This is a genomic window from Bacillus sp. AFS037270 (assembly GCF_002585305.1).
In genome coordinates, this window is record NZ_NUNF01000010.1 from 130,845 (window position 1) to 147,163 (window position 16,319).

General features: G+C 38.7%; 17 protein-coding genes. 14 read left to right on the top strand and 3 right to left on the bottom strand.

The genetic code is table 11. The features are described from left to right. Window positions 1-29 precede the first annotated feature (29 nt). From COD92_RS04715 to COD92_RS04730, 4 genes are read left to right on the top strand one after another with little or no spacing between them, the layout of a single operon-like run. Window positions 30-620, top strand: a complete 591-nt coding sequence (locus COD92_RS04715; protein ID WP_098529922.1) for a nicotinate-nucleotide adenylyltransferase — start codon at window positions 30-32, stop codon at window positions 618-620. Continuing rightward, complete coding sequence (gene yqeK, locus COD92_RS04720; RefSeq protein ID WP_098529923.1) at window positions 589-1,155, top strand: bis(5'-nucleosyl)-tetraphosphatase (symmetrical) YqeK; 567 nt, start codon at window positions 589-591, stop codon at window positions 1,153-1,155. Before COD92_RS04715 ends, yqeK begins: the two co-directional genes overlap by 32 nt. A gap of 3 nt (window positions 1,156-1,158) precedes the next feature. Further along, window positions 1,159-1,515, top strand: a complete 357-nt coding sequence (rsfS, locus tag COD92_RS04725) for a ribosome silencing factor (protein WP_098529924.1) — start codon at window positions 1,159-1,161, stop codon at window positions 1,513-1,515. Continuing rightward, entirely contained in the window at window positions 1,512-2,258 is a 747-nt protein-coding gene (locus COD92_RS04730; protein WP_098529925.1) for a class I SAM-dependent DNA methyltransferase, read from the top strand. Before rsfS ends, COD92_RS04730 begins: the two co-directional genes overlap by 4 nt. A 71-nt stretch (window positions 2,259-2,329) precedes the next feature. Here COD92_RS04730 and comER read toward each other — a convergent pair whose 3' ends face one another. After that, complete coding sequence (gene comER / locus COD92_RS04735) at window positions 2,330-3,154, bottom strand: late competence protein ComER (protein ID WP_098529926.1); 825 nt, start codon at window positions 3,152-3,154, stop codon at window positions 2,330-2,332. A gap of 85 nt (window positions 3,155-3,239) precedes the next feature. Between comER and COD92_RS04740 the strand changes: the two genes are divergently transcribed. From COD92_RS04740 to COD92_RS04750, 3 genes are all read left to right on the top strand, one after another. After that, window positions 3,240-3,890 (top strand): helix-hairpin-helix domain-containing protein, encoded by a 651-nt coding sequence (locus COD92_RS04740; RefSeq protein WP_255286628.1) that lies wholly within the window; start codon window positions 3,240-3,242, stop codon window positions 3,888-3,890. A 69-nt stretch (window positions 3,891-3,959) separates the two neighbouring features. Beyond that, a complete protein-coding gene (locus tag COD92_RS04745) occupies window positions 3,960-4,412 on the top strand; it encodes a ComE operon protein 2 (protein WP_098529927.1) in 453 nt (150 codons plus the stop codon). Window positions 4,413-4,506: 94 nt separating this feature from the next. Further along, the gene (locus COD92_RS04750; protein WP_176541173.1) at window positions 4,507-6,834 is read left to right on the top strand and encodes a DNA internalization-related competence protein ComEC/Rec2; all 2,328 of its coding nucleotides are present in this window, start codon (window positions 4,507-4,509) and stop codon (window positions 6,832-6,834) included. A 70-nt stretch (window positions 6,835-6,904) separates the two neighbouring features. Here COD92_RS04750 and COD92_RS04755 read toward each other — a convergent pair whose 3' ends face one another. Beyond that, the gene (locus tag COD92_RS04755) at window positions 6,905-7,039 is read right to left on the bottom strand and encodes a YqzM family protein (protein WP_098529929.1); all 135 of its coding nucleotides are present in this window, start codon (window positions 7,037-7,039) and stop codon (window positions 6,905-6,907) included. A gap of 307 nt (window positions 7,040-7,346) precedes the next feature. Here COD92_RS04755 and holA point away from each other — a divergent pair, with 307 nt between their 5' ends. Further along, window positions 7,347-8,363: a DNA polymerase III subunit delta gene (holA, locus tag COD92_RS04760; RefSeq protein WP_098529930.1), complete on the top strand. Its 1,017-nt coding sequence runs from the start codon at window positions 7,347-7,349 to the stop codon at window positions 8,361-8,363. A 50-nt stretch (window positions 8,364-8,413) separates the two neighbouring features. Here the strand turns inward: holA and rpsT are convergent, their stop codons facing one another. Beyond that, window positions 8,414-8,674: a 30S ribosomal protein S20 gene (rpsT, locus tag COD92_RS04765; protein ID WP_098529931.1), complete on the bottom strand. Its 261-nt coding sequence runs from the start codon at window positions 8,672-8,674 to the stop codon at window positions 8,414-8,416. Window positions 8,675-8,886: 212 nt separating this feature from the next. On the opposite strand from rpsT, the gene gpr reads away from it, so the two are divergent. The 6 genes from gpr (at window position 8,887) to hrcA (ending at window position 16,281) form a co-directional block, all read left to right on the top strand. After that, window positions 8,887-10,005: a GPR endopeptidase gene (gene gpr / locus COD92_RS04770; protein WP_098529932.1), complete on the top strand. Its 1,119-nt coding sequence runs from the start codon at window positions 8,887-8,889 to the stop codon at window positions 10,003-10,005. Between the two features lie 125 nt (window positions 10,006-10,130). Further along, entirely contained in the window at window positions 10,131-11,336 is a 1,206-nt protein-coding gene (gene spoIIP, locus COD92_RS04775) for a stage II sporulation protein P (protein WP_098529933.1), read from the top strand. Window positions 11,337-11,353: 17 nt separating this feature from the next. After that, window positions 11,354-11,668: a DUF3679 domain-containing protein gene (locus COD92_RS04780; RefSeq protein ID WP_098529934.1), complete on the top strand. Its 315-nt coding sequence runs from the start codon at window positions 11,354-11,356 to the stop codon at window positions 11,666-11,668. Between the two features lie 402 nt (window positions 11,669-12,070). Next, a complete protein-coding gene (gene lepA, locus COD92_RS04785) occupies window positions 12,071-13,906 on the top strand; it encodes a translation elongation factor 4 (protein ID WP_098529935.1) in 1,836 nt (611 codons plus the stop codon). Between the two features lie 78 nt (window positions 13,907-13,984). Further along, window positions 13,985-15,124, top strand: coding sequence for a radical SAM family heme chaperone HemW (gene hemW / locus COD92_RS04790; RefSeq protein ID WP_098529936.1), 1,140 nt, complete (start codon window positions 13,985-13,987; stop codon window positions 15,122-15,124). A gap of 125 nt (window positions 15,125-15,249) precedes the next feature. After that, on the top strand, window positions 15,250-16,281 hold the full coding sequence (gene hrcA / locus COD92_RS04795; RefSeq protein WP_098530114.1) for a heat-inducible transcriptional repressor HrcA: 1,032 nt from the start codon (window positions 15,250-15,252) through the stop codon (window positions 16,279-16,281). Window positions 16,282-16,319: the final 38 nt, after the last annotated feature.

Below are 16,319 nucleotides of genomic sequence, written 5' to 3' on the forward strand. Positions count from 1 at the left end.
GACCTTTAAAAGTAAAGGATGGCGAATGCATGAAGAAAGTTGGAATATTGGGCGGCACGTTTGATCCGCCCCATTATGGACATCTTTTGATTGCCAATGAAGTTCTTTCGGCCCTTAAGCTTGATAAAATTTGGTTTATGCCAAACCATGAACCACCACACAAGAAAAAACCGGAGTCTGTTAAGGATGAGGACCGCCTTCGTATGCTGGAGCTGGCCATTGAGGGAAATTCGGCATTCAGGGTTCAACCAATCGAACTCGAACGTAATGGGCCATCTTATACAGTCGATACAATGAAAATACTTAACGCTGAGTATTCTGACCATCAATTTTTCTTTATAATTGGTGCCGATATGATTGAATACTTGCCGAAATGGCATGATATTGATATACTCGTTAATCTTGTCCAATTTGTTGGGGTAGAAAGACCATCTTACAGCCATCAAACAGACTACCCTGTTCTTTATGTTGACGTACCTGCCATTGATGTGTCATCTAGTATGATAAGGGATAGAGTGAAAAAAGGTAAATCGGTTCGTTACTTATTGCCCGACCCAGTTATTGATTATATTGAGGAGAAACATTTATATGGAACGTCAAAAAGCTTTAGACATAGTTAAACTCCAATTAACGGAACATCGATACCAGCATACGCTAGGGGTAATGGAAACAGCTATTAGCTTGGCAGAGAAATATGGAGCAGATGTGAAGAAAGCAGAAATAGCAGCTATTTTTCATGATTATGCAAAGTTTCGCCCCAAGGATGAAATGAAAGAAATTATCATGTCACAAGGTCTGCCGCAGGATTTACTTTTATATAATACTGAATTGTGGCATGCTCCAGTTGGTGCATACCTGGTAGAGAAAGAGGCAGGGGTCAGTGATAATGAAGTATTGGATGCCATCCGCTACCATACTTCTGGAAGACCTAATATGACTTTGCTGGAAAAAGTAATCTATTTAGCGGATTATATAGAGCCTGGGAGACATTTTCCAGGAGTAGAAGAAGTAAGAGAAATCGCAAATGAGAATTTAGAAAAGGCACTCATTAAAGCAATTCAAAATACGATACTCTTCCTAATGAAAAAGAACCAAACGATTTATCCGGAAACATTTTATACTTATAATGATTTAATCCAAAAACTGGAGGACTGATGAATGGATAATCAAGAACTTCTAAAAATTGCGGTAAAAGCAGCAGACGATAAACGTGCTGAAGATATTTTGGCGTTAGATATGAGAGGGATCTCGTTAATTGCTGATTATTTTATTATTTGTCATGGTAATTCTGACAAACAGGTACAGGCGATTGCACGAGAAATGAAGGAAAAGGCCCAAGAGAACGGTTATGATGTAAAAAGAATCGAAGGTTTTGATGAAGCAACATGGGTGCTAATTGATTTAGGAGATGTTGTAGCCCATGTATTCCACCGTGATGAACGAAGCTATTACAATTTAGAACGGTTGTGGGGCGATGCTCCACATGTTGATATCCTCAGTGAGTTAAATTCATGAGTTATGAGCAATTTGCTTACTTGTACGATGAGCTTATGAAAGATGCCCCATATGACAAATGGGTATCGTTTGTTAAGGATATTCTTGCCAAATATGACGTTGAAGCAACCCGCCTGTTGGATTTAGCCTGTGGGACAGGGGAGCTCTCAGTCCGATTGGCTAAACAAGGGTTTGACGTAACGGGAATTGATTTATCAGAAGATATGCTTTCAGTGGCTCAGGAAAAGGCACAGGCTAGTGGTGTCAAAATACCTTTTTTTCAACAGAACATGGCGAATTTGGAGGGACAAGGACAATTTGATGCAATCGGTATCTTTTGTGACTCATTAAATTATTTGCAAACGGAAGAAGAGGTAAAATCGACTTTTTCAAATGTACACCAACATTTACAAGATAATGGGATCTTTATTTTTGATGTACATTCTGTTTATAAAATCACAGAAGTATTCATTAATCAAACCTTTGCCTTGAATGAGGATGACATTTCTTATATTTGGAATAGTTTCCCTGGAGATAATCCCAATAGCGTTGAGCATGAACTAAGCTTTTTTGTTTTAGACGAGCGGACAGGGAAATATGATCGAATCGATGAACTGCATTTCCAGCGTACTTATCCTATCGAGCAATATTCTGACTGGTTAGATGCTGCGGGCTTTCAATTGCTTGAGATAAGTGCCGATTTTGAACATCAAGACCCAACAGAGCAATCTGAGCGAATTTTCTTTGCTGCAAAGAAAAAATAAAAAAAGCCATCTTTTTAAAAAAAGATGGCTTTTTTATCATTTATTAGAGGAATTTGTAAATGGTTGGCGAATTATTGTCTAGAGAATTGAATTTCAACCTTTTCTAGATCCTCTTTAAACTTCGTATGGGTTGCTTGGAATACGTGCTCAAATACTGATCCAAGCTCGGCATCTAACACCTTAATCCCTTCACCTGTTATCCCGCCCTTTACACACACCTTTTCTTGTAATGACGGTAACGTATAATGTCCTTGCTTAATTAATTCTCCAAGTCCTACAATCATCTCACTTGCAAAAACAGTCGCTGTCTCCGTATCAATCTCTGTCTCTTTCACAGCGGCCTGAATAAAATTCTGAAGCAGATAGCTAAAGAAAGCAGGTCCACAGCTTACAATATCAGAAGCTACCCTTGTAATTTTTTCATCAATATGAACCGGCACAGAAATCTTTGAAATTAGTTTTTCTAGTTTCGTTTTCCAATGTTCGCTGCAATTTTCCCCATACGTAACGAGTGAAACCCCAGCTAATGCTCGATTAGTAATGCTAGGTATTACTCGGACAGTTGAACAGTTTACCCTTTTTTCAATTTGGCTGGTACTGACAGGACTAGTTATCGAAACAAGACACTTATCAGGAGTTAAATGTGGATTAATTTGCTCAAGCAGATTACGGATGTCTAATGGCTTTACACAAATAAAGATTATATCGGATTGTGCAGCTACTTCTTCCGGGTTTGCCCCAATCAAAATGTCCTTATATTTATCTTTAAGCAGCAAGGCTTTTGATTTTGTTCGATTCATGATCATCATGGAAGAAGGGAAAGCGGCCTTTCCGTCAATCAAAGCCTCCACTATGATTCGCCCCATATTACCGGTACCAATAATACCTATATTCACAATTCGACCCTCCTTCGCATCCGTATTCTTTTATAACATTATGAAAATGAAATGTGAAATATACCTTTAGAAAGGATGGATATTCTTGAAGAATTGGCTAATACAACACAAGATTCATGTTGTTGTAGTGCTGTTGCTTGGTTTCGGAGGTTTTTATTATTTTTATCTTCAGGTTCCTATGGATTCGGCCCCATTGAATTCAATTAGTCAAGTGAACGAAGCCCTAAAACAAGATGTGGAGACAGGAACAGAAAAGAATGCCACACCAGCGGCTAACCAGCCTGAAAATATTATGGTGGACGTAAAAGGACAAGTCAATCGTCCAGGCGTTTATCAATCTAACACAGGCGAGAGGGTAATTGACGTAATAGGACGAGCCGGCGGATTAACGGAGCAGGCTGATCAAACACAAGTTAATTTTGCTGAGCATGTAGAAGATGAAATGGTCATTTACATTCCAGGCAAGGGTGAAGAAGGAAGTAGTTTACCTTCCTCAATTGGAACAAGTGGAACTGTTTCGAGCGCGGATGGACAAAAACAGGGGAAAATTAATATTAATAAAGCGGATGAACAGGAGCTGCAAAATCTTCCAGGGATTGGTCCAGCAAAAGCAGCAGCGATTATCGAGTTTCGAAATACCAGCGGCCCGTTTAAAGCGATTGAAGACTTAAAAAACATTAGCGGAATTGGTGATAAGACATTTGAAAAACTTAAGGATTTAATCGCAGTAAAATAAAACTTCCATTGACCTAAATTGGCTTGTACCAGTAAACTTAAAAGAAAAGTTATACAGGGAGTGGAAAACGTGGAGAGAATTTCTTGGGATCAATATTTTATGGCACAAAGCCATCTGCTTGCATTAAGAAGTACCTGTACAAGATTGACCGTGGGTGCAACCATTGTCAGAGATAAACGAATTATTGCCGGAGGCTATAACGGTTCGATTGCTGGCGGTGATCATTGTATTGATAAAGGGTGTTATGTCATAGACCATCATTGTGTAAGAACGATTCATGCTGAAATGAACGCCCTATTGCAGTGTGCAAAGTTCGGTGTTCCGACCGCTGATGCCGAAATTTATGTGACCCATTTTCCTTGTCTTCAATGCTGTAAGGCAATCATTCAGGCGGGGATTAAAACTGTCTATTATGCGGAGGATTATAAAAATCATCCATATGCAATTGAGCTGTTTGAACAGGCAAAGGTAAAAATTGAGAAGGTCGAATTAAAAGAGCAAGTAATTCAATTAGGCAAATAATAACCTCTAAATGGCGCCGGATGACTTCCGGCGTTCTCCCTCGCAATCAGTTATCGCTACCATCTTCAAAAAAACAATCATGGAGAATAAAATAATGAGCGGAAAATATATTTATGTCGCCATGGGTGCATTTTTAGGTGTATTATGTTCACTTGTAAAAATTTTCCCATTTATTATATTAGCTTTTTTATATCTATTTGCGTTAGTTAAACTTAAGAAATTCAAACAAGCCCAAATTTTATTGATCCTCCTTTTAGGTTTTGTCTTTTTTCTTAAAGGGGAGTGGGCAGATACACATAACAATTCAAAGTTTTCGCCAGCTAAGACTGTTTTTTACATACAATATACTCAAGACCCCATTATTGATGGAGATTTATTAAAAGTACAAGGAATAGAGCGCGAATATAAAGAACAAGTTCTGCTCCGGTATCAAATTAAATCAGAGAAAGAAAAAAAGGTTCTACAAAATCAAAGCCTTTATGGCTGCCTTTGTCAGGTTAAAGGGACGTTAAAGAAGCCCTCAATAGCTAAAAATCCGAATGGATTTGACTATAGGAGCTATTTAGCTGCGAACGGAATTTTTTGGGTCATCGATTTCCAACAAAGCCCGCTTCAAAATTGCAAACCCACCAAATTATCTCCATCCGTATTCATAAAACAGCTTCGCTTTACTGGTATTAGTTATTTGAAAAGTAATTTTCCTCAGGAAATTGCAGGGTTGTCAGCAGCTTTAATATTTGGTGATACAAATATCCTTGACCCTGAATTATTAAGCGACTACCAACGTACTGGCATCGTCCATCTTCTGGCTATATCTGGTCTCCATGTTACTTTGTTCATAGGGATGATATTTTTTATCGGAATTAGATGTGGACTGACTAGACAGTTTATGACAAACTTTCTTTTGATCCTCTTACCTGTTTACGTCGTTTTAACAGGCAGTTCCCCATCGGTCATACGCTCTGCTCTTATGATTTCTCTGATCTTAATCGCTGAAAAGTGGAAGCGCCACCTTAGGCTTACAACGATTGATGCCATAAGTTTGGCCTTTATCCTTTACCTATTTGTTTCACCAATGGTCATTTTTGATATTGGCTTTCAGCTTTCCTTTTTAGTCAGTTTTGCCATTATTTTAGCTGCCCCCGAAATCCTCAATAGGTATAGAGGGAATGGAGCAAAGATGGTTGCCACCTCTGTGACAGCACAGCTGTCCGCCATGCCGCTTTTGCTTTACCATTATTTTGAACTTTCCCTGATAAGTATAGCTGCCAACTTGTTGTACATACCTCTATTTTCATTTATTTATCTTCCCGCTGTATATGTATTATTTATTATTCAATTACTGATTGGAACTACACCAAGGATACTGATTATCCTCTTAGAAAAGACCATTGAGTTATCCAATAAGCTGCTTGAGGTTATTGGGAATATACCTTACACCAGTTATATACCTGGGAGACCTCACAACTTCATTATTTTTGTTTACATTATCCTTATTGCTTCATTATTTTACGTATGGGAAAGGGGGCCTTATTTAAACAAGAGAGTGCATTCAATGGTTCTCGTTGTTACCCTCTTATCCATCCAACCCTGTTGGAATTGGTTGAATCCTTATGGTGAAGTGACAATGATTGATGTTGGACAGGGGGATAGTATATTGATTCATTTTCCACATGGACAAGGCAACTATCTCATTGATACAGGCGGTTCGTTGAGCTTTAAAGAGGAAGAGTGGAAAATGCGGTCCAAACCATTTGAGGTTGGACGGGATGTGGTTGTTCCATTTTTAAAAGGGAAAGGGATTACAAAAATTAATAAGTTAATCCTAACCCATGGCGATATGGATCATATTGGCGGTGCTAGTTCGATTCTTTCAGAACTTGAGGTCAAACAAATATTAATGCCATCAGTAACTGAACCATCGGAGACAGAGGAGCTTATTTCTAAGGAAGCAGCAAAACAAAGGATACCAGTCATAAAAGTATCATCAGGAGATAATTGGCATCAAAATGGAAATTCATTTTATATTCTTTCTCCAGAAAGAAACTTTACGGGCGAGCGAAATAGAGGCTCAATAGCTTTTGTTGCAGTGATAGGAGGTATCAGCTGGTTTTTCGGAGGAGATCTCGATCAAGAAGGAGAAGAGAAAATTATAGCACAGCATCCTAAATTAACCATTGATGTTTTAAAAGCCGGTCATCATGGCAGTAAAACGTCAAGCGCCGAGGCCTTTATTAATCAAATCAAGCCCAAGGCAGCCCTTATTTCTGTCGGTGAACATAACCGGTTTGGGCATCCTCATCAAGAAGTCTTAAACCGTTTGGCAGCTGTTCATACTAAGATATATCGAACCGATCTACAGGGGGCAATCACCTATTATTTTTATGGTGGAAAAGGAACCTTTTCAACCTATTTGCCATAAGTTATACTAAATCTCTTAATTAAAAAAGACTGCACCGTTGCAGCCTCTTTGATAAATTATGTAGCATTCATTAGGAACCAATTAATTTAATGACTGTAGCAATAATAAAAATTACAGCAAAAAAGCCGAAAGAAACTCCAAAACCTATCCCAGAATCGATCGCATCATTACGTTTGCTTTGCACTTCTTTTTCAAAATGATTCACGCTCTACCCCTCCTATTTTCAAGTATAGTATAAGCTATTTGTCTGAAAAAATCCAGCATCCTTTCGCTTCTTTCCTATACTGACAAGAGTTGTCAAAATAGTTCGACTCAAAAAGGGCTACAATATAAGTAGTCAGGAACCCCGCCAGGCAATATAAGATCCTAGGGAAAATATTGCTGGCGTTCAAATAGATCCGGGAATTGGCATTTGTTGGATAAAATGTGCTAATTCCCTTTTAATACTTGTCAAAAGGTCCAAGCTTCTTTACGATAGAATATGAGTGAAAAGTTAGGGGAGCGCTGGATAAATGGTACTTGAAATATGGAGAAAAATCAAAAAAAAGGAAATTGCTCCTATTTATTTATTATATGGAACAGAAGCATTTTTAATCAATGAAACAAAACAATTACTTCTGAACCAAATTCTTGATGAAGAAGATAAGGATTTTAATTTTTCAGCTTATGACTTAGAGGAGACTCCGGTTGATTTTGCATTAGAGGACGCCGAGACCTTTCCTTTTTTAGGCGAGAAAAAAGTTGTTTTTTTACATAATCCCGTTTTTTTAACGGCTGAGAAAACAAAGGAAAAGGTAGAACATAATCTGGCAAAGTTGGAAGCATATTTAAAAGAGCCTGCTCCCTATACAGTAATGGTCATTTCCGCTCCGTATGAAAAATTGGACGAAAGAAAAAAGATTACCAAAGAACTTAAACGAAATGCAGAATTAGTTGAGGCCAAAAAGTTATCTGAACATGAATTAAAAAAATGGGTAAAAGAACGGGCGAAAAGCAATGGGCTGGAGTTTGAGGAAAAAGCAATTGACCAATTGCTCTCATTAGCCGGAACAAATATGTTTATGCTTTCTAGCGAGGTGGACAAATTGTCCCTTTATGCGGCTGAGCAAAAGCGTATTGATAGCGAGCTGGTTGAAAAATTGGTTGCCAGAACGCTAGAGCAGAATATTTTTACCCTTATTGAAAGAGTGGTCCAAAGAAGATTAGATGAGGCATTGCGGATTTATTATGACTTGTTAAAACAAAATGAAGAACCTATAAAGATCTTAGCACTGTTGTCCGGTCAATTTCGGCTAATCTATCAGGTAAAGGAACTCTCAAGAAGGGGATACGGACAGCAGCAAATTGCCGGCTATTTAAAAATTCATCCATTTCGGGTTAAACTAGCCCTTGGTCAGGCGGGCAGTTTTACGGATGAAGAATTAGCAAACCTGATGGAGATGCTTGCAGAGGCAGATTACCAGATGAAAACCGGCGGAATGAATAAATCTTTATTGATTGAGATGCTTTTGTTCAGATTAAAAAGGTAATAAAAAAACGATTCCAGATAGGAATCGTTTTTTTTGTACGCTTTTTAAAATTAAAGAGCGTTAGACTTTTTCATTAGACGTGATTTTTTACGAGCAGCAGCATTTTTGTGGATAAGACCTTTAGCAGCAGCCTTGTCTAATTTACTAGCAGCAGAAACTAATGCTTCTTTAGCAGCAGCCGCATCGTTAAGAGTAACAGCAGCTTCTACTTTTTTAACAGCCGTACGCATTGCAGATTTAGCAGTTGTATTTTGAGCATTACGAGCTTCAGTTGTTTTCACACGCTTAATAGCAGATTTAATGTTAGGCATTACATTCACCTCCTACAAAGTATCGAGACTTATATGAACTCGACTTTACATTCATCCATAATAATTCAGAACAAGAAGTATTTTATCAAACAGAAGGCTAGATTGCAATACACAATTCATGGAGAAAAGAATTTAAAATGCATGTTTTACGGGCTTAAGGGCAAAAATAGGAAATAGTTTCTATTTAGGATTCTCTATTAGGGGTGGATTTCATGAATGAGTCTATTGATTTAAGCAAGTATTCGATACGAACAGATTTAGCGATTGAAGCAAGAGAAATGGTGCTTGCTGGAAAAACAGTCGGAGAAGAAGAGAACCTTTCGAAAATCGAAGGTGTCATTATTAAAGAAAAAGATGTGGACGATATAAAACTCTCGCTTGTAGAGGTTACAAAGCAAGGGGAAGAACAGCTAGGAAAAAAAGCAGGCCGTTACTTAACGTTAGAGGTACAGGGGATCAGGCAGCAGGACTCCGAGGTACAACAGAAGGTGCAAGAAATCTTTGCCCGGGAGTTTGCCCATTTTTTAGCTGGGTCGGGAATTAAAAAAACGGATTCTTGCCTTGTGGTAGGGTTGGGGAATTGGAATGTCACTCCCGATGCACTTGGTCCAATGGTGTGTGAGAATCTCTTGGTAACTCGGCATTTATTTCAGCTTCAGCCTGAGAATGTTGAAGAGGGTTACCGATCTGTTAGTGCCTTATCACCAGGTGTAATGGGCCTGACGGGGATTGAAACAAGCGACATCATTTTTGGAGTGGTTGAAAAAACGAAACCGGATTTCGTCATCGCTATCGATGCATTAGCATCACGTTCCATAGAAAGAGTCAATTCAACGATCCAAATCTCTGATACAGGTATCCACCCTGGTTCAGGGGTGGGAAACAAAAGAAAGGAACTAAGCAAGGAGACCTTAGGGATTCCGGTGATCGCCATTGGGGTACCAACCGTTGTAGATGCTGTTTCGATTACAAGCGATACGATTGATTTTATCCTAAAACACTTTGGGAAAGAGCTAAGGGAAGGAAATCGCCCCTCTAGATCCCTTGCACCAGCAGGGATGACGTTTGGTGAAAAAAGAAAATTAACAGATGAGGATATGCCGGAGGAACAGCATCGCAAAACATTTTTAGGTATGATTGGCACGCTTCCGGATGACGAAAAAAGAAAACTAATCTACGAAGTTCTCTCACCAATTGGTCATAATTTAATGGTGACACCAAAAGAAGTCGATGTGTTTATCGAGGATATGGCGAATCTTATTGCCAATGGATTAAATGCCTCGTTGCATTCTGCGATCGATCAAGAAAATGCCGGTTTTAATACAAGATAAAATCACTTAAAGGGGTCTGGTTAATTAATAGACCCCTTTTACTTCCACTATTAAAATAAATCATAGTTCTACCATTTCTAGTAAGGTCATAGTATTTACTAGAATCGTTTAAGCGAGGTGGAACTATGAAAAACCCTAGAACATCAGGTGCATTTTTAAGTGTCCAAGGTACAAGCATCTTGAAAATTTTTGCGGCACTTTGTTTATTTATTATATTGATTTTCTCTATCAGCGGGCTCTTAACGTCATTAAAGCCACAATATCGACTTATGTCAACATCCGTCAATCAAGCTGCTACTAATGTGAATGGAGAACTTCTTTACCAATTAATGGGCTGGGAAAACCACCATTTTTTAAAGGTAGAGAATAACTGGGTAACCACACCCAAGCTAACTAATTTGATCTTTAAACTATCTAGCAATATTAATCTAAATGACCCGCGCAGCCTTCTTGGCAGGGAGCTTCCGGGATTCTACCAATTTGATGGGAAAATCCTTGTCGCCGGAGAAGGGACTAATTATACTAATATGCCGGTTGAGTCGGCACCGCCAATTGAAATTATGAAAGAAGAACGTGAAGCAGCCTTACAAAATCTTGAAGGATTGGACAAGCCTTCAGATGAAAATTCTTCGCCAGCACCTGGACAAACTACCGGAGGAAGAAAAGTTGTCTACGTTTACTTCTCTCATAATCGGGAATCTTATTTACCATACCTTAAAGATGTAACCGACCCGGATTTAGCGTATCACTCGCAAATAAACGTGACCAAGATTGGTGACCAATTAAAAACAAGTTTAGCTGACAGAGGAATTGGCAGCTTTATAGATAAAACTGACATTCAAGCGGAATTAAACAAAAAAGGATGGAAGTTCTGGCAGTCCTATGATGAATCTCGGACCGTTGTTCAAACTGCTATGGCCGGTAATCGTGATTTACATTATTTTATTGATATTCATCGTGATTCGCAGCGAAGAGATAAAACCACGGTCACCATTAATGGGAAATCTTATGCAAAGGTGGCCTTTATTATTGGCGGGAAAAATCCAAATTACGAAAAAAATGCAAAACTCGCAACAGAACTCCATAAGCGGCTTCAGGAAAAATATAAGGGGTTAAGCAGAGGGGTTATTATAAAAAATGCCGCTGGATCAAATAGTATCTATAATCAAAACCTTTCGGAAAATGCAATTTTGATGGAATTTGGCGGAGTTGACAATACATTTAATGAATTAAACCGCTCCGCTGATGCAATAGCTGACGTGTTTAGTGATTATTACTGGCAGGCAGAAAAAGTAAATCAGGATACAGAGCAACCGTCCAATAAACAATAGTGGTTAGGAGTATTTTTATGAAAATGTTTATGTTGAAAAGCTTATGTCTAGCTGCTTTATTGCTAATTGCTGTGTTAACAGGCATGCAGTTGGCGAATAATGGGATTCAAAAAATGAAGGGGTATGAGGATCACAATCTAGAAACAGCAGTCAGTTTTCATGAAAAGAGGGCATCGTTCCTTGGAAATGAGATTTCCAGCCACGATATTGCAGCAAAAAAGAGAAAGCTAGAGGAAATAAGTGCTTTTAATTTCTTTTCCTCAATGGGCAAAAAAATGTCAGATGGGATCACAGGTGCTTCAGAAAAACTAATCCATCTTATCGATAACTAAGAAAAGCGCAAGGCGCCCGCCTATCGGCGACAAGCACAAGACGAGCCGGCCGAAAGGTTGTTNNGCTGGACAATTCTCGAAGTCGAAATTTTTACTTTCGTATCATATAAGAAAAACGGCATACCTAATATGCCGTTTTTTATCGTTTACCTCCAGCGCCTAGCCCCTCGATGGTCTACAGCCACTCAGGGAATGAAGGCAAAGAACGCCTTCTTTCCCTGAGGGTCCTATGCTTGTCGGGCCTGTTCAAGGCGCTTGCGCTTTTGTTTTTTTGGACGGATTGCATTCTTTTTAGCCAGACTTTGTTAACGAACGGGAATCGATTCTGTATTGAATCTTGTTTGCCCTACTGATATAATTAAAAATAGTGTACATGTGCGAGTATAGTAGGAGTGGAAGACCATGAACAGAGAAGAAAGACTCAAACGACAATCAAAAATTAGAAATTTTTCCATTATTGCCCATATTGACCATGGGAAATCAACATTAGCTGACCGGATTTTGGAAAAAACGAATGCCTTATCCTCTCGTGAAATGAAAGATCAGCTGTTGGATTCAATGGATTTAGAAAGAGAACGCGGGATTACGATTAAGTTAAATGCCGTACAATTAAAATACAGAGCAAAAGATGGGGAAGAATATACATTCCATTTAATAGATACACCGGGACATGTCGATTTTACGTATGAAGTTTCAAGAAGTCTTGCAGCATGTGAAGGGGCTGTTTTAGTCGTGGATGCTGCGCAGGGAATTGAAGCACAAACACTAGCAAACGTATACTTAGCCCTAGATAACGACCTTGAAATATTACCAGTTATTAATAAGATTGACCTGCCAAGTGCTGATCCAGAAAGAGTCCGCGGCGAAATCGAAGAAGTAATCGGTCTGGATGCCTCTGAAGCAGTTCTTGCATCAGCCAAAGCTGGCATTGGGATTGAAGAGATTCTCGAACAGGTTGTTGAGAAGGTTCCTGCTCCAACTGGAGATCCAGAAGCCCCATTAAAAGCCTTGATTTTTGACTCTTTATATGACGCCTATCGCGGCGTTGTAGCCTATATTCGTGTCGTCGAAGGTACCGTTAAGGTTGGTGACAAAATTAAGATGATGGCTACTGGAGCAGAGTTTGAAGTAAACGAAGTCGGTGTATTCACACCTAAGTCCGTTATGCTTGATGAGCTGTCTGTTGGAGATGTTGGCTTCCTGTCAGCTTCGATTAAGAATGTCGGGGACACACGTGTCGGTGATACGATTACCAACGCTAAAAATGGTGCGACTGAACCGCTTCCTGGTTATCGAAAATTAAATCCGATGGTATACTGTGGACTTTACCCAATTGATACTGCGAGATTCAATGATCTCCGTGAAGCTTTAGAAAAACTGCAATTAAATGATTCGTCGCTTCAATTTGAGCCAGAAACGTCTCAAGCACTAGGGTTTGGTTTCCGTTGCGGATTCCTTGGACTTCTTCATATGGAGATCATTCAAGAACGGATTGAACGAGAATTTAAAATTGATTTAATTACAACTGCGCCAAGTGTTATCTACCATGTCCATTTAACAGATGGTTCTCAACTAAATGTCGACAACCCATCCGATATGCCGGACCCGCAAAAAATTGACCGTGTTGAAGAGCCATATGTTAAGGCAACGATGATGGCTCCAAATGAATATGTGGGTGCTATTATGGAGCTTTGCCAATTGAAGCGCGGAATTTTTATTGATATGCAATATCAAGGTGAAAACCGAGTTAGCATCGTGTATGAAATTCCTTTAGCTGAAATTGTGTATGATTTCTTTGACCAGTTGAAATCTAGTACCCGGGGCTATGCGTCCTTTGATTATGAGTTGATTGGTTATAAACCTTCAAGTCTGGTTAAAATGGATATATTACTAAATGCCGAGAAAGTGGATGCATTAAGCTTTATTGTCCATAAAGATTTTGCTTATGAACGCGGCAAAGTAATTGTTGAGAAGTTAAAAGAACTGATCCCAAGACAACAGTTTGAAGTACCTATTCAAGCGGCAATTGGTCAAAAAATTGTGGCTCGTTCTACTATTAAAGCGATGCGTAAAAACGTATTAGCTAAATGTTACGGCGGGGATATCTCCCGTAAACGTAAATTGTTAGAAAAGCAAAAAGAGGGTAAGAAACGGATGAAACAAGTAGGGTCCGTTGAAGTACCACAAGAAGCGTTTATGGCCGTATTGAAAATGGACGATAACAACACGAAAAAATAAAAACTAAAGAGAGGTTAGGGAGCGCCTGAAGCAGGTTTTCCTAGCCTCTTTTTCGTTAAAAAGAATAGAGGAAGAAACATGATTAAAGCAGCATACCTCCATATCCCGTTTTGTGAGCACATTTGCCACTACTGTGACTTTAATAAAGTGTTTTTAAAAGGCCAGCCAGTTGATGATTATTTAAAGGCCCTCGACCGAGAGATGAAAATGACCCTTTGTGAATTTCCAACCGATTCACTGGATACCATTTTTGTTGGCGGAGGAACTCCCACTTCTTTAAATGAACAACAGCTCTACACTTTTTGTGAAAGTATTATTACAAACCTGCCAAGAAGCGAAAATATTGAATTTACTTTTGAAGCCAACCCCGGTGATTTATCAAAAGAAAAATTACAAATATTAAAGGATGCAGGTGTGAACCGAATCAGTCTTGGTGTACAAACGTTTAATGAGGAGCTGCTAAAAAAAATCGGCCGTGTCCACAAAGCAAAGGACGTTTACCAGACGGTTGAAAACGCAAAAAAAGTTGGATTTGAGAATATCAGCATTGATTTGATTTTTAGCTTACCCACCCAAACTGTCCAGGACTTTAAAGAGTCATTAACAGAGGCCTTTTCGCTGGATATTCCACACTTTTCAGCCTATTCACTAATTATTGAGCCAAAAACTGTTTTTTATAATTTATTAAAAAAGGGCAAGCTGCCGACTCCTGGGGAAGATGTGGAAGCGAGTATGTATGAAATGTTAATGGAAGAAATGGAAATGAACGGTTTTAATCAATATGAAATCAGTAATTTTTCAAGACCGGGATTCGAAAGTAAACATAATTTAACCTATTGGAATAATGAATATTATTATGGATTCGGGGCAGGCGCACACAGTTATATAAATGGCTGGAGACGGTCCAATTCAGGGCCTGTAAAAAAATATATTGAGCAAGTCAATAGTAATGTTCTCCCGATTTTTGAAGACCATCTCGTTACAAAAGAAGAGCAGATGGAAGAGGAAATGTTTCTCGGGCTCCGAAAAACGGAAGGGGTCTCCATTGCTCACTTTTATGAAAAATTTGCCCTCGACCCTCTAAATTTATTTGCAAAGGAACTGTCCGATCTAAGTGCTAAACAATGGATAGAGGTGCAAAACGATAATATATATTTAACTAGAAAGGGCCGCTTATTGGGTAACGAAGTATTCCAAGCCTTTTTAGGTGTTATCTAAGACAAAGTCTTTAGGCTGATGTGCCATTTTGCGTTCTTTTTGATTGACACCATCCCACTTTTTTTGATAATTTATTAATATAATTAGCACTCGTTAATGAGGAGTGCTAACAGAGGTGATGAATGTTGCTAACAGATCGTCAATTGTTGATTCTTCAGGTTATTGTTGATGACTTTATTCGATCTGCCCAACCAGTCGGCTCAAGAAGCTTGTCGAAAAAAGAGGAAATTTCCTTTAGTTCCGCTACCATTCGAAATGAAATGGCCGACCTAGAAGAGTTGGGGTTTATCGAAAAGACACATACCTCCTCAGGGCGTGTGCCTTCAGAAAAAGGATATCGGTATTATGTGGATCATTTAGTCTCGCCTCAAGCATTAAATCAAAATGATATCTCGATCATTCAATCGATTTTTGCAGAGAGAATATTTGAGTTTGAAGCAATCATCCAAAAATCTGCGAAAATCTTATCGGAGTTAACCAATTATACATCCATCGTCTTGGGACCTGCTGTAAGCATTAATAAATTAAAGAAAATACAAATCATTCCTTTAAATAAGGAAACAGCTGTGGCTATTTTTGTAACGGATTCGGGTCATGTTGAAAACAGGACATTTACGCTGCCCGATATGGTGGATGCAAGTGATATTGAAAAAACGGTGAACATTCTGAACGATCGTTTATCCGGAGTCCCGCTAGAAGAATTAAATGATAAGATTTATAAAGAAGTGGCCGTGCTGTTACGCCAGCATATCCATAACTACGATTTAATGCTCCATTTGATCGCAGAATCATTTAAAATGCCGGTAACAGAGAAGTTATTCTTCGGTGGAAAAACAAATATGTTAAGCCAGCCGGAATTTCACGATATTGCCAAGATTCGTAGTTTAATGACTATGATTGATCAAGAAGATTGGATCTACAATCTAATTCGAAATGAATCAGCTGGCATCCATGTTAAAATCGGCAGGGAAAATAATATTAGTGCCATGGATAATTGCAGTTTAATTACTGCTTCTTATTCTGTAGGTATTGAAAAATTAGGAACAATTGCAATTTTAGGTCCTACAAGAATGGAATATTCACGTGTAATTAGCCTGCTTCAATTTTTAAGCAGGGATTTGACCACTGTTTTAACAAAATTGTATCAAAGTAATTAGTGCTGGTAATATTGAGTAAGGGTGAAATGCCTTTTAGA

What these genes read in the sequence shown, in the direction of transcription:
- holA (WP_098529930.1), top strand. Translation starts at nt 7,347, where the DNA reads ATGGTACTTGAAATATGGAGAAAAATCAAAAAAAAGGAAATTGCTCCT.
- rpsT (WP_098529931.1), bottom strand. Translation starts at nt 8,674, where the DNA reads ATGCCTAACATTAAATCTGCTATTAAGCGTGTGAAAACAACTGAAGCT.
- yqeK (WP_098529923.1), top strand. Translation starts at nt 589, where the DNA reads ATGGAACGTCAAAAAGCTTTAGACATAGTTAAACTCCAATTAACGGAA.
- hemW (WP_098529936.1), top strand. Translation starts at nt 13,985, where the DNA reads ATGATTAAAGCAGCATACCTCCATATCCCGTTTTGTGAGCACATTTGC.
- COD92_RS04715 (WP_098529922.1), top strand. Translation starts at nt 30, where the DNA reads ATGAAGAAAGTTGGAATATTGGGCGGCACGTTTGATCCGCCCCATTAT.
- COD92_RS04730 (WP_098529925.1), top strand. Translation starts at nt 1,512, where the DNA reads ATGAGTTATGAGCAATTTGCTTACTTGTACGATGAGCTTATGAAAGAT.
- lepA (WP_098529935.1), top strand. Translation starts at nt 12,071, where the DNA reads ATGAACAGAGAAGAAAGACTCAAACGACAATCAAAAATTAGAAATTTT.
- COD92_RS04780 (WP_098529934.1), top strand. Translation starts at nt 11,354, where the DNA reads ATGAAAATGTTTATGTTGAAAAGCTTATGTCTAGCTGCTTTATTGCTA.
- spoIIP (WP_098529933.1), top strand. Translation starts at nt 10,131, where the DNA reads ATGAAAAACCCTAGAACATCAGGTGCATTTTTAAGTGTCCAAGGTACA.
- gpr (WP_098529932.1), top strand. Translation starts at nt 8,887, where the DNA reads ATGAATGAGTCTATTGATTTAAGCAAGTATTCGATACGAACAGATTTA.
- COD92_RS04750 (WP_176541173.1), top strand. Translation starts at nt 4,507, where the DNA reads ATGAGCGGAAAATATATTTATGTCGCCATGGGTGCATTTTTAGGTGTA.
- rsfS (WP_098529924.1), top strand. Translation starts at nt 1,159, where the DNA reads ATGGATAATCAAGAACTTCTAAAAATTGCGGTAAAAGCAGCAGACGAT.